20 protein-coding genes are annotated in these 24,170 nt (G+C 56.3%); 2 read left to right on the top strand and 18 right to left on the bottom strand.

The genetic code is table 11. The features are described 5' to 3' along the window. Positions 1-206: 206 nt before the first annotated feature. Together HF945_RS15985 and HF945_RS15980 are read right to left on the bottom strand one after the other, a co-directional pair. The gene (locus tag HF945_RS15985; protein WP_290523555.1) at positions 207-3,476 is read right to left on the bottom strand and encodes a carboxyl transferase domain-containing protein; all 3,270 of its coding nucleotides are present in this window, start codon (positions 3,474-3,476) and stop codon (positions 207-209) included. A gap of 528 nt (positions 3,477-4,004) precedes the next feature. Then, entirely contained in the window at positions 4,005-5,486 is a 1,482-nt protein-coding gene (locus HF945_RS15980) for a carotenoid oxygenase family protein (RefSeq protein WP_290523554.1), read from the bottom strand. Positions 5,487-5,791: 305 nt separating this feature from the next. Between HF945_RS15980 and HF945_RS15975 the strand changes: the two genes are divergently transcribed. Beyond that, positions 5,792-7,288, top strand: coding sequence for a DUF3336 domain-containing protein (locus HF945_RS15975; RefSeq protein ID WP_290523553.1), 1,497 nt, complete (start codon positions 5,792-5,794; stop codon positions 7,286-7,288). Positions 7,289-7,384: 96 nt separating this feature from the next. Then, positions 7,385-8,185 carry an SDR family oxidoreductase gene (locus HF945_RS15970; protein WP_290523552.1) on the top strand — a complete coding sequence of 267 codons (801 nt, stop codon included), beginning with the start codon at positions 7,385-7,387 and terminating at the stop codon, positions 8,183-8,185. A gap of 80 nt (positions 8,186-8,265) precedes the next feature. On the opposite strand, the gene HF945_RS15965 is transcribed toward HF945_RS15970, so the two are convergent. The 16 genes from HF945_RS15965 to HF945_RS15890 form a co-directional block, all read right to left on the bottom strand. Then, positions 8,266-8,658 (bottom strand): transposase, encoded by a 393-nt coding sequence (locus tag HF945_RS15965; RefSeq protein WP_290523551.1) that lies wholly within the window; start codon positions 8,656-8,658, stop codon positions 8,266-8,268. Positions 8,659-8,803: 145 nt separating this feature from the next. Further along, a complete protein-coding gene (locus HF945_RS15960; protein ID WP_290523550.1) occupies positions 8,804-9,649 on the bottom strand; it encodes a DnaJ domain-containing protein in 846 nt (281 codons plus the stop codon). Between the two features lie 345 nt (positions 9,650-9,994). Then, the gene (locus tag HF945_RS15955) at positions 9,995-11,128 is read right to left on the bottom strand and encodes a reverse transcriptase family protein (protein ID WP_290523549.1); all 1,134 of its coding nucleotides are present in this window, start codon (positions 11,126-11,128) and stop codon (positions 9,995-9,997) included. Between the two features lie 176 nt (positions 11,129-11,304). Then, the gene (locus HF945_RS15950; protein WP_290523548.1) at positions 11,305-12,594 is read right to left on the bottom strand and encodes a winged helix-turn-helix domain-containing protein; all 1,290 of its coding nucleotides are present in this window, start codon (positions 12,592-12,594) and stop codon (positions 11,305-11,307) included. Positions 12,595-12,623: 29 nt separating this feature from the next. Beyond that, positions 12,624-13,454: a nucleotide-binding protein gene (locus HF945_RS15945; protein WP_290523547.1), complete on the bottom strand. Its 831-nt coding sequence runs from the start codon at positions 13,452-13,454 to the stop codon at positions 12,624-12,626. A 339-nt stretch (positions 13,455-13,793) separates the two neighbouring features. Then, the gene (ureG, locus tag HF945_RS15940) at positions 13,794-14,441 is read right to left on the bottom strand and encodes an urease accessory protein UreG (protein WP_290523546.1); all 648 of its coding nucleotides are present in this window, start codon (positions 14,439-14,441) and stop codon (positions 13,794-13,796) included. A gap of 95 nt (positions 14,442-14,536) precedes the next feature. Further along, complete coding sequence (locus tag HF945_RS15935; protein ID WP_290523545.1) at positions 14,537-15,226, bottom strand: urease accessory protein UreF; 690 nt, start codon at positions 15,224-15,226, stop codon at positions 14,537-14,539. Between the two features lie 17 nt (positions 15,227-15,243). After that, positions 15,244-15,828: a HupE/UreJ family protein gene (locus tag HF945_RS15930; protein ID WP_290523544.1), complete on the bottom strand. Its 585-nt coding sequence runs from the start codon at positions 15,826-15,828 to the stop codon at positions 15,244-15,246. A gap of 43 nt (positions 15,829-15,871) precedes the next feature. Beyond that, positions 15,872-16,426, bottom strand: a complete 555-nt coding sequence (ureE, locus tag HF945_RS15925; protein ID WP_290523543.1) for an urease accessory protein UreE — start codon at positions 16,424-16,426, stop codon at positions 15,872-15,874. 31 nt (positions 16,427-16,457) lie between these two features. Then, on the bottom strand, positions 16,458-18,152 hold the full coding sequence (gene ureC, locus HF945_RS15920; RefSeq protein ID WP_290525433.1) for an urease subunit alpha: 1,695 nt from the start codon (positions 18,150-18,152) through the stop codon (positions 16,458-16,460). 155 nt (positions 18,153-18,307) lie between these two features. After that, entirely contained in the window at positions 18,308-18,613 is a 306-nt protein-coding gene (locus HF945_RS15915) for an urease subunit beta (RefSeq protein WP_290523542.1), read from the bottom strand. A 12-nt stretch (positions 18,614-18,625) separates the two neighbouring features. Then, the gene (ureA, locus tag HF945_RS15910; RefSeq protein ID WP_035233573.1) at positions 18,626-18,928 is read right to left on the bottom strand and encodes an urease subunit gamma; all 303 of its coding nucleotides are present in this window, start codon (positions 18,926-18,928) and stop codon (positions 18,626-18,628) included. A 29-nt stretch (positions 18,929-18,957) separates the two neighbouring features. Next, positions 18,958-19,851 carry an urease accessory protein UreD gene (locus tag HF945_RS15905; protein ID WP_290523541.1) on the bottom strand — a complete coding sequence of 298 codons (894 nt, stop codon included), beginning with the start codon at positions 19,849-19,851 and terminating at the stop codon, positions 18,958-18,960. Between the two features lie 442 nt (positions 19,852-20,293). Beyond that, positions 20,294-22,123 carry a glutamine--fructose-6-phosphate transaminase (isomerizing) gene (gene glmS / locus HF945_RS15900; protein ID WP_290523540.1) on the bottom strand — a complete coding sequence of 610 codons (1,830 nt, stop codon included), beginning with the start codon at positions 22,121-22,123 and terminating at the stop codon, positions 20,294-20,296. Positions 22,124-22,226: 103 nt separating this feature from the next. Continuing rightward, entirely contained in the window at positions 22,227-23,585 is a 1,359-nt protein-coding gene (glmU, locus tag HF945_RS15895) for a bifunctional UDP-N-acetylglucosamine diphosphorylase/glucosamine-1-phosphate N-acetyltransferase GlmU (RefSeq protein ID WP_290523539.1), read from the bottom strand. Positions 23,586-23,728: 143 nt separating this feature from the next. Then, complete coding sequence (locus tag HF945_RS15890) at positions 23,729-24,151, bottom strand: F0F1 ATP synthase subunit epsilon (RefSeq protein ID WP_290523538.1); 423 nt, start codon at positions 24,149-24,151, stop codon at positions 23,729-23,731. Positions 24,152-24,170 lie beyond the last annotated feature (19 nt).

Below are 24,170 nucleotides of genomic sequence, written 5' to 3'. Positions count from 1 at the left end.
TACAGTGACTACAAACCACCCGCAGGAACGTAGCGCAGCGGAGTAACGCACGCAGTGCGGCCCCGAAGGGGTGGGCGCAGCGAATCGCCAGCCTGCTGGCGAAGAGAAAGTTGCGAGTTGCGAGAAATGGGTTTCGAAAAACAAAACCTTCAAACCACTCCGGCCAGGTTTTCGCAGCTCGAAACTCGTAGCTCGTAGCTGCTTTTTCAGAACGTATCCACAAACGGACGCCCACCGTGGGTACCCGTCTTAAAGCCAGACGCATTCAACCCGCGCAGAATCCACTGACGGCTTTCCACCGGATCAATCACCGCATCGATCTCCAGGAAGCTGGCCATGTTCAGGGCCTTGCCCTGTTGATACGCCTTGGACACCAGCTTGTTGAACAGGCGCTCCTGACGCTCCGGGGTGGGCTGGGCCGCCAGCTCCTTGGCGAAGCCAAGCCGCACGGCCCCTTCCAGCCCCATGGCGCCGAACTCGCCGCTGGGCCAGGAGGCAATGAACAGCGGCGAGTGGAAACTGCCTGCCGCCATGGCCTGGGCACCCAGCCCATAGCCCTTGCGCAGCACGATGGTGAGAAACGGAATGGTAAGGCTGGCGGCAGCCACAAACATGCGCGACACATGGCGCACGGTGCCCTGCTTTTCCGCTTCCGGGCCGACCATGAAACCGGGGGTATCGCACAGGGACACCATGGGCAGGCCAAAGGCCTCGCACAGTTGCATGAAACGCGCTGCCTTGTCGCCACCCACCGCATCGATGGCACCGCCCAGGTAAGTGGGATCGTTGGCGATCAGGCCAAAGGGTTTGCCTTCGATTCGTATCAGCGCCGTGATCATGCCCGGCGAAAAGCCCCGCCGCAGTTCCAGCACCGAGCCGCTGTCGGCAAGGGTCTCGATCACGTTGCGAATGTCGTAAACACGGGTGCGCTTTTCCGGAATCTTGTGGCGCAGTTCGCGCTGGTCCGCGGCCTGCCAGTCCTCAACCGTGCCCTGAAAATAGGACAGGTACTGTTTAGCCACGGCCACCGCGCCGGCCTCATCGTCCACCGCGATATCCACCACGCCGGTGGCAGTATGCACGTCCACAGGACCGACTTGCTCCGGGGTAAAGCGGCCCAGGCCTCCGCCTTCGATCATGGCCGGGCCGGCCATGCCGATGGTGGAATCTTTGGTGGCAATGATCACATCGCAGCAACCCAGCAAGGCGGCATTGCCGGCAAAACAACGACCGGATCCAATACCCACCAGCGGCACTTCGCCGGACAGTTTTGCCATGGCCGCAAAGGTGGGACAGTCCAGTCCACCCACGCCGACAAAGTCGGTATCACCGGGGCGGCCACCGCCGCCTTCGGCGAACAACACCAGCGGCATCTTCCACTGCCCGGCCAGTTGCAGCAGCCGGTCGGTCTTCTTGTGGTTCATCATCCCCTGGGTGCCGGCAAACACGGTGTAGTCATAGCTCATGGCCATGACCCGTGCGGCCGACTCACCAAACTGTTCGGCGTTAACGGTGCCGGTGCCACCAATCAGCCCATCCGCCGGGCTCATGGCCTGCAATTCTTCACTGCTGCGACGACGACGTTGGGCCGCCAGCGCCATGGCGCCGTATTCCTGGAAGCTGTCTGCATCCAGCAGGTCATCCAGGTTTTCCCGGGCGGTGCGCTTGCCCTTGCTGTGGCGCTTCTCCACCGCCTTCGGCCGGCCTTCGTCACTGATGGCATGGTGTCGGGCCAGCACCTCGGCCAGATCCTTGCGAATATGATCCAGGTCCACGCTTTCTTCCGTGGCGATGGCATCGCCAGCCACCTCACCCGGTTCCACAAACAGCAGCGGCGTCGATTCGTTGAGGGCGTCACCTTCCTGGGCGGCCAGGCTGTGTACCTGACCGGCCACGGTGGCACGCACCTCGAACTCCATCTTCATGGCTTCCAGCACGGCCACCACCTGCCCCACCTGCACCGTGGCGCCCTCGTTCACCAGCAGGGACACCAGCACCCCGGTGGTGGGGCTGAGCAGCGCCTCGCAGCCGACAGGTGTGGTCAGCTGCTCCTGCTGTATTGGCTCTGCTGCGGGTAGATCTGATGGGGCGGCTTCCGGCAGGGCCGCCAGCAGCTGATCCAGGTGAGTTTCCACATAGCGGGTGGTCACCGCGTTGGTCTGCACATCGTCACTGGCCAGCAACGCCTGCAGCAGCGGCAGGTTATTTTGCACCCCGGCGATGCGGGTCTGTTTGAGCGCCCGGCGGGCGCGCTGCAGTACGGCGGGGTAATCCGCCCCTGTGACGATCAGTTTCGCCAACAGGGAATCGTAGGCCGGGCTCACCGCATAACCGGCATAGCCATAACCATCTACCCGGATGCCCGGCCCACTGGCCGGCTCGTAGGCGGCGAGGGTGCCCGCTGCCGGCGTGGTACTGCCATCGGCTTTCAGGGTTTCCAGATTCAGGCGCAGCTGCACCGCCATGCCCTCGCAGGCCGGCGGCGTATCCAGTTTCAGCTCCACCAGGTTGGCGCCCGCCGCCAGACGGATCTGGCTATGCACCAGGTCCACCCCGGTGACCTGCTCGGTGACCGTATGTTCCACCTGCACCCGGGGGTTGGCTTCCATAAAGTAGAAACGGTCCTGGTCCGGCTCCACCAGAAACTCGAAGGTGCCGATGCCGCGATACTTCACCTCTGCAGCCAGGGTCAGGGCACTGTGGATGATGCGATCCCGCAGCTCCTTCTCCAGCCCTGGCGCCGGGGCAAATTCCACCAGCTTCTGGTGGCGGCGCTGCAGGGTACAGTCCCGCTCCCACAGGTGACTCACCGCGCCACTGCCATCCCCCAGCACCTGCACTTCGATATGCCTCGCTGCGGTGACCAGTTGCTCCACATACACCGCATCATTGCCGAAGGCCGCCTTCGCTTCGGACTGACAACGGGCATAGGCGCTTTCAAGTTCCGAGGGGTCAGTAACCGCTCGCATACCCCGGCCGCCGCCGCCACTCAGGGCCTTGATCATCACCCCGCTGCCATCGAGAGACGCCATAAAGGCCTGCGCCTCAGCCAGCGTCACCGCCTGATCGCTGCCCTGCACCAGCGGCACATGGCAACGGGCGGCCAGCGCCCGGGCCGCCGCCTTGTCGCCAAACAGCCGCAGGGTCTCCGCCCCGGGCCCGATCAGCGTCATGCCCGCCTCGGCACACTGATCGGCAAAGTCCGCGTTCTCGGCAAGAAACCCGTAGCCGGGATGGATCGCCTCGCAGCCCTGCGCTTTGGCAATGGCAATCAACTGCCCACCATCCAGATAGGCCGGCACACCCCGACCCGGCAACGCCACCGCTTCATCCACCTGACGGGTATGCAGGGAGGCCTGATCATCCTCGGCAAACACCCCCACCGAACGGATGCCCAGATCCGCACAGGCGTTGGCAATACGAATGGCGATCTCGCCACGGTTGGCGATCAGGATGGCACTAAACGGGACGGGCACGGCGGACTCCAGTCTTCAAAAACGAAGCCACAGTGTAGCCAGCTGGTGGCTGGGATGACATTGATTGCCCTGCATGGAACGTCATGCATTGGGTTAATAAAGCGATAGTGGCCAGATCCCGCTGCAGGAACCGGAGTGCAACGGAGGTAACCGTCGCAGGCTGGCCCCGAAGGGGTGAGCGAAGCGAATAACTTGCCTGCAAGCGATCCGAGCCAAAGCGAGGTGTTCAGGCTTTTCGAAAACCACTTCTCGAAACCCGCTTCATCAAACGAAGGCACGCCCCCGTAGGAGCGGTGGTTCCACCGCGATAGCCGCGGCGCGGCTCACCCTTTCGCGGTGGAACCACCGCTCCTACAGCGGCTTCAACCCATTCAGGGGAACCAGCCTGCCGGCGATGAGGGCAGAATCGCGAGTTTCAAAAGACAAAACTCGTTCTCGTCTCTCTGGAATCCTTACCGCGCTCAGGCTCGGATCGCTTGCAGGCATACCCTGACGAGCACAGAGAGCTCCTACGGCGATTCCCTACCCTTAGCTGACAAACGGCTCCGGGGTATAGCCACAGTGAAAACCGAACGGCACATGGTTCTTTAACGGCACCACCGCCACTTCCTCCAGCGTGCGGGCATCAAAGACCACCACTTCGCTCAGGTGCGTGTGGGCGTCGTAGACCATGCTCACCAGCCAGCCCTCCTGATTGTCATCGCCTTCCTCTGGCGGAACGTGCATGGCTTCTGAGGTATAACGGCCTGCGCCCAGATCATGGCTGATGACCTGACCACTGTGCAGATCAATCCGCTCTACCCCGTCAAAGAAGGTGGCGTCAGGTGACATCATGCAGGCGGCATACATCACTGACGTGGGCTGGGTGGTGTAGCGCTGATCCCACTGGGGGAACTCGCCACCCAGGGCATTGCGGTATTCGCTTGCTTCAATCTGGCCGCCGCGCAGATCCAGCCGGTAACGCATGAAACGACCGGCCGCGGTCTCACCCGTGCTGTGGAGCACATGGCGCAACTGCTCATTCACAGAAAAATCCTCGTAGCGTGTCAGGTCTACGTGGATCTTGCCGTCGCCGGCTTCCCAGGCATTGGAGAAATGTATAGCCACAAAAGGCTCGTCCACGGTGAAGACTTTCTCCACCTGAAAATCCAGTGTGCGTACCACATAGATCTTCATGCCCAGTTCCGGTCGCCAGGCAATGGCCCGGTCAAAGGGAATCAACCCGGCCAACCACGGTACCGGGGAGGTCATGGCGATGGGGGACTGGAAAAAAATCATGTAGTGCTCGGTGAGCGCGAAGTCGTGGCAGAAACTGAGAAAGTCCACTTCGAAGGCGCCCTTTTCCAGCAGATGACCTGACGGGGCAATGCGATAGAGATCAATGGCGCCCTTGCCGGTAAGCGCCCCCCGGGGACTGAACGAAGGACGGATCCCAAAGTTGTAATACACCCCGGTGCGTGGGTTCACCTTGCCGTGGGCACTGAAGGCGTTGAAACGCCCCAGCTGTCCGTCATAGTCATGTTCACCGAGGGTCTCCAATGTCACCGGATCCAGTCGCCAGGGACGACCGCCCTCCCACAAGGCCAACAATTTTCCGCCGTGATAGACCAGGTTGGTGTTGGCACAGTTGGCCGGCAGACGGCCGATGTTCTTGCGAATCCCCCCCGGCGCATTGTGACCGAAGCTGCGCTTCACAATCCTGTTTGCCCGGGTTTCCGCCAGATATTTTGGCGTGCGTACATAACGATTGCGGTACACCACCCCCTGATCAGTGAACGACACGGCATGCAGCATGCCGTCGCCATCAAACCAATGCCCGAATTCCTGCCCGCCAATCTTGTTGCGCCCCGGACCGATGCGAAAGAAGGTGCCACTGACCGCCGCCGGCAGAGAACCCTTTATGTCGGCCGGAGCCACGGTGTAGTGCAACTCGTCTTCCAGCGTATCAAAGCCACCCTGGTGGCTGAGCGTTTCGGACGAGCGAGGAATCGCACGAACATCTGCAGTCATGGAGTCACCCTGCTTTTTTCTTATACGAGCATTCTTTCTATGCCTTCAGGCCTCCCGGTGCAACACGGGGTAAACAGCAGGGCGTCGGACGTTTAATTCCTTTGGTTGAAAGAGCCCAAAGGCAACAATGTGACACCCAGCGTGAGCGAAACTGGCTGGCAGCTCCCAACGTTGCCTGATAAAACAGAACAGGCATTACCTGCTTTCGCTTTTACTCAGTGAGTCATTGAAACGGCATATCGGGATACTGTTTCCCGATCCGTCGCTCACGCCGTGCTTGTGCACAGGAATCCAAGGAGTCGGGCATGGATCATTCATTGCCATTGAACATGAATCTGAAACGCCTGGATCAGGCCATGGACGCGGCCACCCGCTATAGCGACTGGCTGGATCTGGCGCGACAGCACGATGCACTTTCAGAGGCGCATCTTTGGCGCGAGCGCAATCGCACCAATCTCTACGACTACGTTGAAATCCAGACTCGCCGTGACAAGCTGAAGAAATACCTTGATGAAGGCGCCAACCGGGAACTGCTCTATGCACTCAACGAAGGTGTGCACGGCAATATGGGCGGCATGGGGAAACCGATTCTCTACAACCGGGCCAAGTGCGGCACCAAACATCTGATCGATGATTATGTCTCGGTGATCTGCCAGTCACTGGTGCGCATCAGTGAAGTCCCTGAATCAGAAATCAGCTATCTGGAAAAACTGGATTTCTTTCGCCGTGCCAGCCACTGCTATGGGCGCTCTGCCCTTCTTCTTTCCGGCGGGGCCGGGCTGATTTATTTTCATCATGGCGTGGTGCAGGAGCTGGTGAACCAGGGCCTGGTGCCCAATGTGCTGTCTGGCGCCAGTGCCGGGGCCGTGGTGTCCGGCCAGCTGGGCATCTATACCGATGAAGAGTTGAAGAGCCAAAATTATTTTTCCAGCAAACGCTACGAACAATATGCCGAAAATTCTCTGCTGGATTCCCTGCTCGGTCGCATGACCGAAAAGGAAGCCAAGCTGCACAAGGAACAGGCGCTGGACGAAATCGTGCCCATGGATCTGACCTTCCAGGAAGCCTACGAAAAAACCGGCCGCTATATCAATGTGTCGATCTCCCCGGCGGAAAAGCATCAGAACTCACGTTTGATGAATGCCATCACTTCCCCCAACGTCTATGTGCGCTCGGCCATCTCCGCCTCCTGCAGCATCCCCGGCATGATTCCCGCTGAGCGTTTGTACGCCAAGGGCTACGATGGCAAGCCACGCCCCTATCTGGCCAGCCGTCGCTGGGTGGACGGCTCCGTGTCCGGCGACCTGCCAGCACGCCGCCTGGCACGGCTTTATGGCGTTAACCATTTCATCGTCAGCCTGATCAATCCGGTGGTGGTGCCGTTTATTGACGATGTGAAAAGTCGTCAGCGCAAGGGCTTCAAGAATGCGCTCTCTGCCTCCGGCCTGAACCTGACCAGTGAAGTGCTCAGCTATGCGGAAAAATTGCTGGAAAGAGGGGGGCGCGTGGGCCAGCTGGCCGGCGCACAGCTTGCCTATATCAAGGAAATGCTGGACCAGAGTTACCTGGGCGACATCAACATCCTGCTGGAAAAGAAAGACTTCAAATGGCGCCATACCCTGTTTGAATTCAAGGACGGTGAAGAAGAAGCCCTGATCCAGGCCGGCCGTCGAAACGTCTACCCCAAGATCGCCATGATCAAGAACGCTGCCATGATCTCCAAAACCCTGGACGGCATTCTGGAAGAGCTGGCGGTTGAAGGACTGCCGCAGACCACCGTGAAGCATCACCTTTACGCGTGATGCTTCACGGCATCCACATTGCCGATACCCCCTTGCCCCTGCTCTCCGGTTCCTGTTTCATCCCTCTATCACCGAGAACCTGACAAGAGAGCCTCGATGGATCTACAACTCAACGGTAAAACTGCCCTGGTCAGCGGCGCCCATCGCGGTACCGGCAATGTGATCGCCACCACCCTGGCAGAAGAAGGCGCCACCGTTGCACTTCACGCTTTCACCAAAGAAGCGGCCGACGCTGCAATATCGGAAATCACTGACTCAGCTCTGGAGATCGTACCGGTGGTGGGCGACATCCTCAGCGATGAGGGCGCGCAGCAAGTGATGGACCAACTGGCTGGGCACGGCTTGCAGGTGGATATCCTGGTGAACAACTACGGCTCGGCCTTGATGGGCAAGTGGGATTCACTCACCATCGAACAATGGATTGAGGCCAGCAACGTCAACCTGTTCAGTGCCGTGCGTCTGATTCAGCACTGTACTCCGCACATGAAAAAGGCCGGGTGGGGACGGGTCATCAATCTCAGCACCATGGGTGACCATCAACCCAACGCCATCATGCCGCATTACTATGCCGCTAAAGGCGCGCTTTCCAATACCACGGTGAGCCTGGCCAAGGAACTGAGCCATACCGGCGTTACCGTGAACACCATCTCCCCCGGCCTGATCCACACCCCGGAAATCGAACAGGCGTATCAGCTGCGCGCAAAGAAGAAAGGCTGGCCCACGGACTGGGAAAACCTGCAGGACAGGATCGTCGAGCATGATTTCCCTAACCCCACCGGTCGACTGGCGACTCGGCAGGAAGTAGCTGACCTGGTGGCGTTTCTTGCCAGCCCGAGAGCGGGATTTATCAACGGGCAGAACATCCGGGTGGATGGCGGCGCGGTACGTTATGTTTGATATGGGCATCTCACCGAACATTCACAAGGAGTACACGTGACAGCCACCACACGCCGTATCGGCATCAGCCTGGCAGTAATTCATGCGTGTCCCTGATTAGGCCTCTCTTCAGCCTTCAGATCTTCTGCCGCTTCAGTCTCACCCTTGAGCCAACGCTTAACGATCAAGGGCCCGTTGAATAGCTGCATCCACCGCTCTGCCACTTCCTGATCAGACCAACCCAAGGCTTTCTTCTGGTTAATACGAAGGACTACATGGTAGTGATTGGACATCACCGCATAGGCACAAAGGTCGATGGCAAATACCTCACCGAGAACAGCAAGGCGATCCACCACCCATTGGCGGCGATGCTCATAATCCTGTCCAGAATAGTGATCCTGGCCACACAGAAAGGCCCGCCGCACACAACGGCAGATACAGTGATAGTAAGACGTTGAATCCAGCGATACCTGGCTATAACGCGCTCGGGTCATGACAAGCCTCCTTGCTTATCCATCACCCAACACTACTGACTACTCAAACCCAACTACATCAGAGAACAACCACAAACACCGTAAGACATCCCCCAATTCATGCGTGTCCCTGATGATTCTCCCCGATTACTCTCTCTTCCCGCTCTTACGAATAGTGTGAATAAGTCTTTTCAACATAGGAATAGAACTCTCTCACGCTATCAAATTCATGAACCTCAGAAAAGATTGTCAGCTTAACCCTTCCAGGACTCCAAAAAGTATTTCGTTGCACCCTTCCACCAAGCCCAAGGATAAATTCAACAACCGCAGAATAATCATAGCCTCCATTTGAAAATTTCATATCCTGATATAGCTTTCTTAGCATCATTTCATTTTGAATATCAGGAAATTCAGATTCAATTTTTTCTTTTATTTGCCACAGTGAGACACTTTTCCCCATAACCCTTACAATTTCATTGATTTTTACTGCTACATCTTTGTGGCCTGACTTTATAATTTCCTCTGCATAATGTTGTACTTTTCTATCAGACCCAAAATACCTTTCCAAGTAATACCCTTTCATTTCCTCATAAATATCATCGCAACTCTTGAACTCTTGGCTCTCAAGCAACTTTAATTTGAATGAAAATGAAAGTCTCCAAGATATTCTTTCTAAGTCTGCCGACTTTTTGTCAATATTAGGATAAAAAGAAACAGCAACTGACCACGCCTGAGAAATTGCTTGAGAAAGGATGCCTGGATCAGTATCAAATTCAGCCCCCATTAAATTATCTTGTTGCACCTTTAGGCTTTTATCATATTGTGCTCTTTTAATGGGATCGGATAAGGTTGCATACGCAGTATTTATCGCCTTAACTTTTTCTTCGCTTCCAGGCTCTTTGTTTCTGTCAGGGTGGTATGTGGATGCCAATGCACGATAAGCCGCTTTAATTACAGCCACCTCCGCACCGGGCACAAGACCAAGTATCGAGTAATAACTCTGATTATCCATTCGACAACCTATAGAACATTAGGCCAAATAGTACATTCGGCCAGATTTCTGACGTGGGACACATTCGGATCAATGTCTTGAATTTTGCGCCAAACCTCCAATGCAAAACCTGGCCAGAAAGCAAATTCATGCGTGTCCCCGATTAGTGCGCGGGTCATGACAAGCCTCCTTGCTTATCCATCACCCAACACTACTGACTACGCAAACCAACCTACATCAGAGAACAACCACAAACACCGTAAGACATACCCCAATTCATGCGTGTCCCCGATTACGCCGATTACGCATCACTCGATTACTCGGGTGTCCCCGATTATTGTGGTTGTACCCCCGATTACTTTACTCCTAAAAAGGCCAATCAACTTTATTAAATTCTTCCATCATCTTTTCTGCATACCGTGGCTCAATCATTTTTGCATAATCGATAAGCCCTCTAAGATGTGATTTAAAACCCCAAATTGAATCAAACCCCCTAGCCAATACATGCTCCACTGGCCCCACTTTCTGCAAGTAATAAATATGCTGCCTTAAACGATCTTTGAACTCTTTCTGAAGCCGAGGAAAATCCCCATCAACATTCAGCCCAAGCACAATTTTTTTTGCTCCAATAGGAACAATTTTTACTTTTTTATAATTTGGCAAATATCCTTGCCTAGAAAGAACCTTGTTAACTCTCCGGATAACTTCCTTTGCTTGCCCTCTAGAAAAGTCAGTTGCACAAGTGGAAAATGTAATATCATCACTATAACGCGTGTACTGCAAATCAAACTCTTTGGCTATACCCCCCAATATTTCATCACATCTAGACATTACTAAATTTGATAAAGCAGGGCTCGTAGGTGCGCCCTGGGGCAAATAACCTAATAATGATTGCTCGTATTGCTTTATGGCCTTATAGCATTTAATTACATGCCAATTTTTGTAATGAGCCCTTGGGCTTCGATTGGGAGTGGCGACCGTACACAATCTGGCTAGCTCAAATGAAACCAGTGGTTGGTAACCTAAAGAATTGAATACATTGAAAACTTGAATTTCGGATATAGACTCAAAAAAATTTACAATATCAAACTTTATAAGCCATGTAGCCCCGCAATGCATTTCAGCACAATCCCTTATCGATTTTCCTTTTACAAATGCAAAGCTAGCTCTATTTGGTTTCACCAAACTAAGGATATAGCTATGTATCCATTTTTGAACATGATTTAGCGGAGGGGAAGGAACTCTAATAAATCTTCGACCACCAGACCGTTTTGCGATTGAGAACTTTGTATATGAATTTTCATTTTCTCTGGAAACGAAGGATCTTAAATTTTCCAGACTAACACCTGTTCTTTCAGAAAGGTGTTTAAGGGTCAAGATTGAAGGCAACTGATCGTTGTGGTCTAGAACGGCTTCTGTTTGCTCAATTCCATTTTTTAGTACAGAAATTGGTCGACCATATTTAAGTCCCTTCTTCTTATATGATTGAGAAGACCACATAGCAACTACTCTGATAAACCTAGAGCGCTAAAGCGCTCTGGCATCCTGAGCCTGCGAAGGGAAATGCCAGAGTGCTTTGGCTCTCGCTCAGCGCAGGCTTTACCACAGGGATCAGGCAATCCTTACCCCAACAACCACAGAAGTAGTTATAGCAACAGGATCGTTGCTTGCATTCACTAGTCACCATGTGATCTTCTCAACTGCTGAGGATAGTAATAATCCGACCCTTTGTGAAGGCGCCTGGCCTTTACTTTTGAGACTTTCTTCGCAGCCTTCAGTTCAGCTAACCCTGCTGGTGTAATTCTCTTCTGTGGGCTTACAAAGCCCCATTCTATGCACCTTGCCAAATATTTATCACAATCATCATTACTTAACCCTGTTGCATAGCAAAGGGTTGTTTTCTTCTTTTTCCCCTTTGAGATAAGGGCCAAAATTAAAAGCATGATTTTCCCCTCTTTGCCACAACCAATCAAACGAGTAGCCTCCCCAAGTTGCTGATAGCCTATATCGTCAAAGCTCTCTACTTTTGCCTCCAGAGGAATCTCACTGGGAAAAACAGACAGTGTAGTGTCCGATATTGTTCTATCCGGGAACAACCCGGTCCATTTATCACTATCTTCTATTAGAATAGCAGGAACATTGTTTGGACAACCATGCTCAAAAACTAGAGAGCACATAGTCTTCTTGTATCCTAACCACATGTGTTTCTTTTTTTTATTAGAAACTCTACCGTACTTTTCACAGAGCTCAATCAGCTCTTGCTTCCTTTCCATACTCCAGGGCAATGAATTAAACGTTGGCGCATCTCTATATACATGTACTGAAGGATTAGATTTATGCGATTCGAGAACTCTTATCCCTTCTTCGACACCTGAATAAGCAATCACATGAAAATCAATAAGCTTGTAAGATTTCCATGAAACAATTGTTTTTTCCATCCAGAATGAATCAACGAAATCAAGAGCTCTATTCCCTGAACCAATAAAATCATCCACAAAAACTATTGATCTACACTTAGTTTCTCTCAATTTATCAAGGCTTGGGTGATTTAGATAATAATTCTTTTTCTTCTTGCAAAATTGGCGAATAATGGAAGCTACCCTCCCTTCACTACCAACATCTGCTGTGCTCGCCAAAGGAACAACAGATTCCCCATCATTCGCAAGTTCTACTTGCTCATAGAATGGTGTTGAGACATACACCGCTTCTTTTATTTCCCCTCCTTTTAAAACTGCTTTTCTGGCAACCATTTCTCGGATGGAAAAAAATGCAACCGGGCCAGGAATACTGGGCACGACTTGAGCCATTTTTGAAACTAGATTTCTCTCAAACTCGTTATGCGAAACCAGTGTAAGATTATTAGCAAGTGCGGAGGCGATTTCTTGATCTAAAGGCTTAAATTGATTTAGCCATTTTCTTCCTTGAGCAGTGTGAATTAGCTTTCTAGCCTCATTTTTTTTTATCATAACAAGCCCAAGTATAAACAATCACTAATTTAGAAGGGAATATCATTGTCAAAATCATCATTTTTGTCTTGGCGCTCTCTTCGGATTAAATCTTCATTTTTTAAAAGAGTATCTACCCCAAGATTTGTAATGGAATATGAAAAGTAATCGTACCCGTCTTGCTCCCCTGTCTCGATTACTTTATCTACTAGACCCATCCTTTCAAGCTTCACAAGAGACAATTGAATAACCTCCTCATTTATACCCGCGAAGCTGTTTGAAATTCTGTAGAAAGACATGCCTTTTGGATCACATGTATGACTTTGCAAACATGCTGCAAGGAATCTGTAATCCTGATCATTGAGTGAGTAGTTTGCTGGATTAGCAACTATTCTCTGTGTTACCGATACACTGGCATGATCAATCAGACCAATACGATCAATCTCAGATTTAATTAGAGCACAAGCACGATTCGTTGCGGAAACAAGATCATTATCTGATCGGCTTGCATCATAGTCCGCTGGCGTGACACCGAGCAGATCCGTTGGCAAATGCATTTCAACATTACGCGGCTTCAAAATAAACGAGCGAGATTTACCTATCGCCCCAACAAATAAACCCATTTCAAAGATTATATTATCGCGCACAACATGCTCTACCCTGCTTCTTATTTGGGAAATATCGTCTGGAGCAAAAACAAAGAGAGCGAAATCAATAGCTGATGATTTTTCAACGAGATCATCAATTGCAGATGAGGATAGCTTGAATGTCCCGTTTTTCCATATAGTTACCTCAAGGTCATGATCTAGGTTAACATTGACAGCCTCAGCTACCGGCAAAGTTTCAACGGATGACGCTATGAATAAACGAGGCTTTCTCAAAGCATTCTCCAATTCTATATTTAATCAGTCTTACTCATTCACTAGTTGAAGTTGCAAAGCATGGATATAGAGGTTGATCCCACAAGTGAGATTGTTCTAACTGATTAGAACAACAGGGTTATTTACAGCAACTACTTTTTAGCTCCAAAAACTCGCGAACACAAAGTCACTTTATATCAAAGAGTTAGATTTCTCTGTAAGCAATCTCTTACAAGCTCCCCTGTCTACCGACACCACTGATGTCATTACGCCATCACTATTCGGTTCAGCTATCTCCCACCCACAAAAAAGCCCGGCAACGCCAGGCTCTCTCAACAATCCACTATTAATTGTTAACTATTAACTAACAGCCGCCTTCTCAGAGTGCGACCGCAACATCCCCTCCTCCACAATAAACCCAATAATCTTCTCCAACCCCTCCACATCATTCCTCAGATTGGAAAACGCCCAGGGCTTCTCCCCGCGCATCCGGTTGGTATCTGATTCCATAATCCCCAGATCCGCCCCCACCAGTTCCGCCAGATCGATCTTGTTGATCACCAGCAGATCCGACTTGGTGATACCGGGCCCGCCCTTGCGGGGGATCTTCTCGCCGGAGGCCACGTCGATCACGTAGATGGTCAGGTCCGCCAGTTCCGGTGAGAAGGTGGCGCTGAGGTTGTCGCCGCCGCTTTCCACGAACACCACGTCCAGGTTGCCGAATTTGCGGGCCAGGTTTTCTACTGCCGCCAGGTTCATGGAGGCGTCTTCGCGGATGGCGGTGTGGGGGCAGCCGCCGGTTTCCACGCCGACGATGCGTTCCGGCTCCAGGGCTTCGGCTTCGGTGAGGATGCGCTGGTCTTCCTTGGTGTAGATGTCGTTGGTGACCACGGCGATGTGGTAGTCGTCGCGCATGGCTTTGCAAAGTTTTTCCAGCAGGGCGGTTTTGCCGGAGCCGACCGGGCCGCCGATGCCGACGCGCAGGGGGGATTTGTGTTCGGTTGTCATGGTTGTCTCCGTTGTTCTTAATCGCCTGCAGGCAGGCTCCTACATGAATCATTCGCGGCTCAAGCGCCGCTCCTACATTGGGTGTGGGTATCTTTTCACGACCGGAATAAGCGGCAGTATTGGGTTTCGTGGAGGCTGCTGGCGATGGCCATGGCGGGGGACGAGGAGCCGATGTCATCGTCGTCCAGGGCCATGGCTTGCCTGGTGATGGCCGCCAGTTGGTCGCTGAAGCGGTAGAGCACCCGCTGGCCATCGCTTTGGCCCAGGGGGATGAGTTTCACCGCGACGATGACCATGTTTTCCAGCCAGCTCCACAGGTAGCCGTTCAATGCCTGTTCCAGATCCACATGCCAGTGGGCGCAGGCCAGGGCGAAGCCGGCCAGTTGGGTCTGGGCCAGGGCGTCGCGCCACTCCGGCTGTTGCAGCTCCGGCCAGCCTGCCGCGTCCGGCAGTTTGTCCAGCACCATGGTGAGGGCCTGGCCGCGCTGGCATTCTTCCGCGCGCAGCTCACTGGTTTCCCGCCAGGCCAGCAGGGTGTCGGCCCAGTGGCTGAAGGCCTCTACATCCTGCTGTTGGCTGGCGTGGTAGAGCCGCGCCAATACCGGTAACTCCAGCGCGCCGACGCTGCTTTCCAGCAGGCCATCGAGCCACACGTAGACGTCGTCCGCATCCTTGATCCAGCCACACTCCACCGCCCATTCCATGCCTTGCGAATAGGTGAAGGCACCGATGGGCAGCGACGGGCTGATCAGTTGCTGTAGACGGAAGAAGTCGCTGTTGCTCATGATGCGCGGCTCATCGTTTAGCCCGCCAGCAGCATCAGGCCAAGGGCGGCACCGGCAGCCAGTACGGCCCGCAGGGCCGGGGCGATTTTCTGGATCTGTTGGCCCAGCGGCAGGCCCGCCAGCATCAGCAGTACGGAGCTGGCCAGGAAGCCGGCGCCAAAGCCAGCCAGGCTGCCGGTCATTTCCACGCCGTGGGCCCAGCCGTGGGCGCCCAGCAGCAAGGCTATCGCGCAGGCGGCCTTGCCGCGCACGCTGGCCGGGAATGCCAGGGCGGCGGCGAACAGCAGGGCCGAACCGGTGATCACGGCCTCCATTGCCACATGACCACCGAGGGCCACGCCACCGGCGAAGCCTGCCGCGAGGCTAATGCCGGCAGCGGCAAAGCCCAGTTGTTTTTCCTTGAGGGTGGTGCCGGCCAGCAAGGCGCCGAACAACACCAGGGCGACAAGGTGATCCATGCCGGTGACGGGATGGGTGAAGCCCGCCATCAGGCCGCCGTGCACATGGGTGCCTTCGCCGGTGTGGGCGATGGCGGCGGCTGGCAGGGCGGCGGTGGCCAGGGTGAGGGCCGCGGTGGTGGCCTTGCGAGTCAGGTGTTTCATGGTGTGCTCCTTTCGTGACGACGCCCCGGGGCATCGCGTTAGCTCAATGGCTGTGTTCGTTTGAGTGATCGTGGCTGTGGTCGTGATCGTGTGAATGGCTATGGCCATGTCCGTGCCCGTGCGAATGACCATGGTGGCCACCGCCCTGCTGGTAGGCACCGGCTTCCGGTTCGAACGGGGCCTGCTCTACGTTGACGGTGACGCTGCTGTCGGCACCCGGGAGCTGGCGCACCATGTCGTCGAGCACGTGGTCGTGCTGGTAACGCACGAAGCCGGTTTCGATCTGCAAGGGCACGTGCCGGTTGCCCAGGTGGTAGGCCACCTTGGCGAGCATCAGGGCATCGTCGCACTGGATGGTGGAGACGGTTTCATCGGCGGCGATGACTTGGACCAGCACGCCATCGGCGTTGCTGAGCACATCGCCGCCACGCAGCAGGGTGCCGCGTTCCAGAAACAGGCCCACCGGCTCGCCGGTTTCCAGCAGGGCTTTCTGGCGGCTCTTGATGCGCGCATCGATGGGCAGGCTGAGGATTTTCAGCGTGCTGTTGTCGATGCTTTCCAGGGCGGTCTCGTTCAATTTTTCCGTCAGTTCGATCATGGTGTTCTCAATGTCTGTCTAAAGCGCCCCGTTAAAAAAGGAAGTAGCGCTGGGCCATGGGCAGCACGTCCGCCGGGTCGCAGGTGAGCAGCTGACCGTCGGCGCGCACTTGATAGGTTTGCGGGTCCACTTCCAGGTTCGGCTGCCAGTCGTTGAGCAGCATGTCTTTCTTCTGCACGGTACGGCAGCCTTTCACCACGCCGATGCGGTTGGCCAGTTTCAGTTGCTCGGGGATGCCGGCATCCATGGCCGCCTGGGAGATGAACGTCATGGTGGTGGCCTGGCGGGCCTTGCCGTAGGCCCCGAACATGGGGCGGTAATGCACCGGCTGCGGTGTGGGGATGGAGGCGTTGGGGTCACCCATCTTGGCCATGGCCACCATGCCGCCCTTGATGATCAGGTTGGGTTTCACGCCGAAGAAGGCCGGGCTCCACAGCACCAGATCTGCCAGCTTGCCCACTTCCACCGAGCCGATTTCGTGGGCCATGCCGTGGGCGATGGCCGGGTTGATGGTGTACTTGGCCACGTAGCGTTTGACGCGGAAGTTGTCGTGCTCGGCAGGGTCGCCCTTGAGGGCGCCGCGCTGCACTTTCATCTTGTGGGCGGTTTGCCAGGTGCGCATGACCACTTCGCCGACGCGGCCCATGGCCTGGGAGTCCGAGGCGATCATGGAGAAGGCGCCGAGATCGTGGAGGATGTCTTCGGCGGCAATGGTTTCGCGGCGGATGCGCGATTCGGCGAAGGCCACGTCTTCGGGGATGCTCGGATCCAGGTGGTGACAGACCATGAGCATGTCCAGGTGCTCATCGGCGGTGTTCACGGTGTAGGGCCGGGTAGGGTTGGTTGAGGATGGCAACACATTGGCCAGCCCCGCCGCGCGGATGATGTCCGGTGCGTGGCCACCGCCGGCCCCTTCGGTGTGATAGGTGTGGATGGTGCGATCCTTGAACGCGGCGATGGTGTCTTCCACGAAACCGGATTCGTTCAGGGTGTCGGTATGGATCGCCACCTGGGTGTCGGTGTCGTCGGCCACGGTGAGGCAGGTGTCGATCGCCTGGGGGGTGGTGCCCCAGTCTTCGTGCAGTTTCAGGCCGATGCCGCCGGCGGCGATCTGTTCGGTGAGGGATTCCGGCAGGCTGGCGTTGCCCTTCCCGAGGAAGCCCAGGTTCATGGGGAACGAATCCGCCGCTTCCAGCATGCGCGCCATGTTCCAGGGGCCGGGGGTGACGGTGGTGGCGTTGGTGCCGGTGGTGGGGCCGGTGCCGCCGCCGATCATGGTGGTGACGCCGGAGGCCAGCGCCTCGTCGATCTGCTGCGGGCAGATAAAGTGAATGTGGGAATCGATGCCGCCGGCGGTGACAATGCTGCCCTCGCCTGCTACCACATCGGTGCCGGGGCCGACGATGATATCCACGTCGGGCTGCACATCCGGGTTACCGGCTTTGCCGATGGCGGCGATGCGTCCGGCCTTAATGCCGATGTCCGCCTTGACGATGCCCCAATGATCGATGATCAGGGCATTGGTGATGACCAGATCCATGACTTTGGCAGAGGGGTGCTGAGACTGGCCCATGCCATCGCGGATGACCTTGCCGCCGCCGAATTTCACTTCGTCGCCGTAGACGGTGTAGTCCTTTTCTACCTGGATCCACAGGTCGGTGTCGGCCAGGCGTACCCGGTCACCGATGGTGGGCCCGAACATGTCGGCGTAAGCCTGTCTGGACATTGTTGCCACTGTGGTTCTCCTGTTTTTTGATGGGATGGTTTAACCACCCCATTCAGACATTATTTCCCGTCTCTGCTGGTTCGACTGTGGGAGGCTGCCTGCAGGCGATGGAGGTAAATCGCCTGCAGGCAAGCTCCCACAGAAAACCCCCAGCCTTATAACGAGCCCATCACCTTGCCCTGGAAGCCGTAGACTTTTCTTTCGCCGGCGTAGGCCACCAGTTCCACGGTGCGGCTCTGGCCGGGTTCGATGCGCACCGCGGTGCCGGCGGGGATGTTGAGCCGGAAACCTTTGGTTTTTTCGCGATCGAATTGCAGGGCGTTGTTCACTTCGTAGAAGTGGTAATGGGAGCCCACTTGGATGGGACGGTCGCCGGTGTTGGCTACTTCCACGGTGACGGTGTCGCGACCGGGATTGATTTCGATGTCGCCGTCCTGCACTTTCATTTCGCCAGGAATCATCAGCCTGCTCCTTTACACAATCGGGTCATGGACGGTGACCAGCTTGGTGCCGTCCGGGAAGGTGGCTTCCACCTGCACTTCGTGGATCATTTCCGGCACCCCTTCCATCACGTCATCACGACTCAGAATGGTGCGTCCTTCGCCCATGAGTTCTGCCACGGTCTTGCCATCCCGGGCCCCTTCCATGATGGCAGCGGTAATCAGTGCCACGGATTCCGGGTAGTTCAGTTTCAGGCCACGGGCCAGACGGCGCTCGGCCAGCAGGGCGGCGGTGAAGATGAGCAGCTTGTCTTTTTCTCTGGGTGTCAGTTCCATGGTTTGGCGTCTCTTTCTCTTTTACCGTTTCAGGTATTCCAGATACGCGGGATGCCCGCCGGTTTGTTCAGTAGCGTCTGGCGCAGCTTCTGCCAGACCGGAATCATCAATGCCTGGATCTTTTCGCAGCGGGTGCCGAGCACGCGCATGACCAGGATGTCGTCGATCAAGGTGAGGCCGCAGGGCATGTCGCCAGCCTTGCCTTCGATCAGTTCGCGGGCCTGTTCCAGCAAGGGCTCGTTGCAGCCGGTGGCGACAAACAGGGCCTGCATAGGGAAGTTACGCAGCCCGGAGGTGGCATTCAGGTGGCGCGACTGATCTACCTTGAGGCGTTCGATCATGACTGGCTTGCCATCACGGCTGATGCGAAAGCGCGCATCGATATTGCCCTGTTCAAAGATCTCGCTGTTCACCGGCCGCCCCAGGCAGGAAATCTCCCAGCCCATGAAGCGGGCGTTTCCGCTGAGATCGATGGTGGTGTCCATGTGCACCTTGGCGCCGGGGAAGAAGATGTTTTCCTGGGGAAACCACTCCAGGGTGCCACCGGCTTCCACGCTGAGGGCCTGACGGACCCGGGCGGTGTCGCCGGCGCTGAGATAGAACTTGGTGGCACCGGGGGTGGTGAACAGGCCATGGGCCTGGCGCCGGGCGGTGATGTCGATATCCAGACCATCGCCACCGACCACGCCACCGGGGGGATGCAGCAGGTAGATATGCGCCGTGTCGCCTTCCGGGTAGAAGGGGCGCTGCACGCGCAGCGGGCCATAATGGTGCAGGCCGGTCATCACCGTCTTGGCACCATGCCCCGTCATGGAGCATTCCAGCTGCATGTGCAGGCTGGCCTGCCAGCCACTGCCATGGCTTGGTGATGTCGGTTGCTCCCGGTGCGCCTGATCGGTTGGCACCGGCTCTTGTACGGTCACGGCCTGACCCCTTTTGCCTGACGGTGTGATATGCACCAAGTTTATGCATCAAGCGTGCCATACAAGGTGGTATACAAGTTGGTGGGTGAGGGCCTGCAAAGGATCGCCTGCAGGCAGGCTCCTACGGCGGGAGTCCTAATGAGCTGTGAGCTGTGAAAGTCGAAAAACGGATGGCTGGGGTGGCAAGTGTTTTGTAGGAGCGGTGGTTCCACCGCGAATGAGCGCCGCGCTTCGGCTTTCGCGGTCGAACGACCGCTCCCACAGGGGCTGGCGTTGGTGTTTCACCGCAATCGAATGTTCGCTTCGCGAATCCCGTGCTACGCACGGTTCGTCCCCTGGAAGGGAACTCCTACAGTAGTGTTCGGCCAGGTGTTGTGCACAAAAAAGCCCGGCGTTGCCGGGCTTTCGCTGTTAACTGTTCACTATTAACTGTTAACTGCCTTTATTCCACCGTCACCGACTTGGCCAGATTCCTTGGCTGATCCACGTCGGTGCCGCGCAGCACGGCCACGTGATAGCTGAGCAACTGCAGCGGTACGGTGTAGACTATGGGGGCGATGGTTTCCGGGACGGCGGGCATGTTGAGCACATGGATGCCTTCGCCTTCCTTCACGTGGGCGTTCTTGTCGGCGAACACATACAACTCACCGCCCCGGGCGCGCACTTCCTGCAGGTTGGATTTCAGTTTTTCCAGCAGTTCATCGTTGGGCGCCACGGACACTACCGGCATGTCGCTGTCCACCAGTGCCAGCGGGCCGTGCTTCAGCTCGCCGGCGGCGTAGGCTTCGGCGTGGATGTAGGAAATTTCCTTGAGCTTGAGCGCCCCTTCCAGGGCCACCGGGAACTGCACCCCACGGCCCAGGAACAGGGCATGGTGTTTTTCCACGAAATGCTCGGAGAGTTTTTCGATGGGTGCGTCCAGGGAGGCGGCCTGTTCGATCAGGTTAGGCAGTTGGCGCATTTCATCCAGCACCTTTTCGATTTCGCTGTCGGCAAGGCCTTTCTGGCGGCCCAGAGCCAGTACCATCATCAGCAGGCCGGCCAGCTGGGTGGTGAACGCCTTGGTGGAGGCCACGCCGATTTCCGGGCCGGCCTTGGTCAGGAACACCAGTTCCGATTCGCGTACCAGCGAGGAGCTGTCCACGTTACAGATGGCCAGACGACCCACGTAGTTGGGCGACTGGGTATCGCGCAGGGCGGCCAGGGTATCGGCGGTTTCGCCACTCTGGGAAATGGTCACGAACAGGGTGCCTTCCGGTACCACGTGCTTGCGGTAACGGAACTCGCTGGCCACTTCCACCTGACAGGGAATGCCGGCGATGTCTTCCAGCCAGTATCGGGCCACCATGCCGGCGTGGTAGCTGGTACCACAGGCAACGATCTGTACCGTTTTCACCTTGTCGAAAATCGCCGGGGCCTTTTCACCGAATGCCTCAATCAGGCCGGCGGGGGACTCGATGCGATCTTCCAGGGTTTTCTGAATCGCCGCCGGCTGCTCGAAGATTTCCTTCTGCATGTAGTGGCGGTATTCGCCTTTCTCGGCATCTTCGTGGGTGCCGTCGAATTCGTGGGGCTCGCGGGTGACCGGATTGCCGTCGGCATCGACGATGCGCACGCCGTCGGTGGTCAGTTCGGCCTGATCCCCTTCCTCCAGGAAGATAAAGCGGTTGGTCACTGGTAGCAGGGCCAGCTGGTCGGAGGCGATGTAGTTTTCATCGATGCCCAGGCCAATCACCAACGGGCTGCCGGACCGTACGGTGACCAGCTTGTCCGGTTGCGCCTTGTGGATCACGCCCAGGGCGTAGGCACCGTCCAGCTTCTTTGTCACTTGCTGCACGGCGGCGAACAGGTCCACGCCGGTTTGCAGGGTCTGGTCGAGCAGGTGGACGATCACTTCGGTGTCGGTCTGTGACTGGAAGGTATAACCTGCCGCTTCCAATTCGTCTTTCAATTCCTGAAAGTTCTCAATGATACCGTTGTGGACCAGGGCCAGATCACTGCCGGACATGTGCGGGTGGGCATTGGCTTCGGAGGGCTTGCCGTGGGTAGCCCAGCGAGTGTGGGCGATGCCCAGGGTGCCTGCCGCACCTTGCTCGTTCACCGCGTCTTCCAGGCCCGCCACCTTGCCTTGGCGGCGTACCCGGGTGATACCGCTATCATCCAGCAGGGCCACCCCGGCACTGTCATAGCCGCGGTATTCCAGACGCTTGAGACCGGTGATGAGGATGTTGCCCACGTTACGCTGGGCAATGGCGCCGACGATTCCACACATGTGTTTTTTCCTAAAGCTGTTGCCTGCCGGGTCCGTTCATTGTGACGGAGATGGGCTTTCGCCCATTTCCGCCCTATGAAAAGGGCGGACCCGATACAATCCGTTATTTCTTCGTGGGGCGTTTCCAGTTCGCCACATTGCGCTGCTGGCCACGGGCCACGGCGAGGCCGTTGTCGTCCACGTCCTTGGTGACGGTGCTGCCGGCGCCCACGGTGGCATTCTCACCGATGGTGACCGGCGCTACCAGTGATGAATTGGAGCCGATGAAGGCGCCATCCTTCATGATGGTCTGGAACTTGTTCACGCCGTCGTAATTACAGGTGATGGTACCGGCACCCACATTCACACCCTTGCCGATCTGGCTGTCGCCGATGTAGGTGAGGTGGTTCACCTTGGAGCCTTCACCTACATAGGATTTCTTGGTTTCCACGAAGTTGCCGATCTTGGCGTTGTCCGCCAGTTCGGTGCCCGGGCGTAGACGCGCGTAGGGGCCGATGGTGCACTGGTCACCCACCACCGCGCCGTCGATCAGGCTGTTGGCTTCCACCACGGTACCGGCGCCAATGTTGGCATCGCGGATGATGCAGTTGGGGCCGATGGTGACGCCTTCCTCGATGGTCACGTCGCCTTCCAGCACCACGTTCACATCGATGATCACATCGCTGGCGATCTGCACGCTGCCGCGGATATCCAGACGCGCCGGGTCACGCAGGGTGACGCCATCGCGCATCAGGGATTCTGCCTGGGCCTGCTGGTAGAGGCGCTCCAGCCGGGCCAGCTGCACCCGGTCGTTGACGCCGTCCACTTCCCAGGCGAATTGGGGTTGCAGGGTTTCCACGCTCAGGCCGGACTGTACCGCCATGGCGATCACGTCGGTAAGGTAGTACTCGCCCTGAGCGTTGTTGCTGGACAGTTTGGGCAGGCAGTCATCCAGGAAGCTGCGGGTGCAGGCGAGGATCCCGGTATTGATTTCCTGGATGCCCAGCTCATTTTCTGTGGCATCTTTCTGCTCCACAATGCGCTGCACATTGTTCTGGCCGTCACGGACGATACGGCCATAGCCACTGGGGTCGTCCAGGGTCAGGGTCATCAGTGCCAGGGTGCTGTCGTCCACGCATTCCACGAACTCACGCAGGGTTTCCGGACGGATCAGCGGCACGTCGCCGTACAGTACCAGTACGATGTCTTCCTTTACCGCGGGCATGGCCTGGGCGACGGCATGGCCGGTGCCCAGCTGTTCGGCCTGCTCGGCCCATTGCAGGTTGCTGCCACTGACGGTGGCCTGCACCTGGTCGCCCCCATGGCCGTAGACCACTACGGTATTGTTGGCGTTGAGGCTATCAGCGGCATCCACCACGTGCTGGACCATGGCCTTGCCGGCCACTTCATGGAGCACTTTCGGTAGTGCACTCTTCATGCGAGTGCCCTTGCCGGCGGCAAGAATTACGACGGCGAGACTCATACCCTGTCCTTATTGCTTTACGACTTGAGCGGACCTTCCCGGCCCGTGTCTGGTTTGCTGTTGTACGTTAATTCTATGACAGAAACAAAAAAGGGTAGCACCTGGCTACCCTTTCATGTGTTGAAGATTTGCAAAAGACCGGATTACCGGGCCTTTTTCTTCAACTGTTCGATGGTACGCAGCTGTGCCATGGACTCAGCCAGGGTGGCGGCGGCACGGGAGTAATCCATTTCGGAGTTCTTCCCTTCCAGCGCTTCTTTGGCTCGGGTCTTGGCGCGCTCGGCTTCAGCGGCGTCCATGTTTTCGGCGCGTTCCGCGGTATCCGCCAGTACGGTAACCAGCTTCGGCTGCACTTCCAGGAAGCCGCCGGATACGTAGAACACTTCTTCTTCACCATTCTGCTTCTTCACCCGTACCGGGCCCGGCTGGAGCCGGGTCAGGAGCGGGGCGTGGCCAGGCATGATCCCGAGGTCACCTTCCACACCGGAAGCTACCACGATTTCAACCAGGCCGGAGAACAGCTGGCGTTCTGCACTTACAATGTCGCAATGCACGGTCATCGCCATTTGTTGTCTCCCGGTGAAG

Source organism: Alcanivorax sp. (genome assembly GCF_017794965.1).
Lineage (GTDB): Bacteria > Pseudomonadota > Gammaproteobacteria > Pseudomonadales > Alcanivoracaceae > Alcanivorax.
This window is presented reverse-complemented; position numbering and strand designations above follow the sequence as displayed.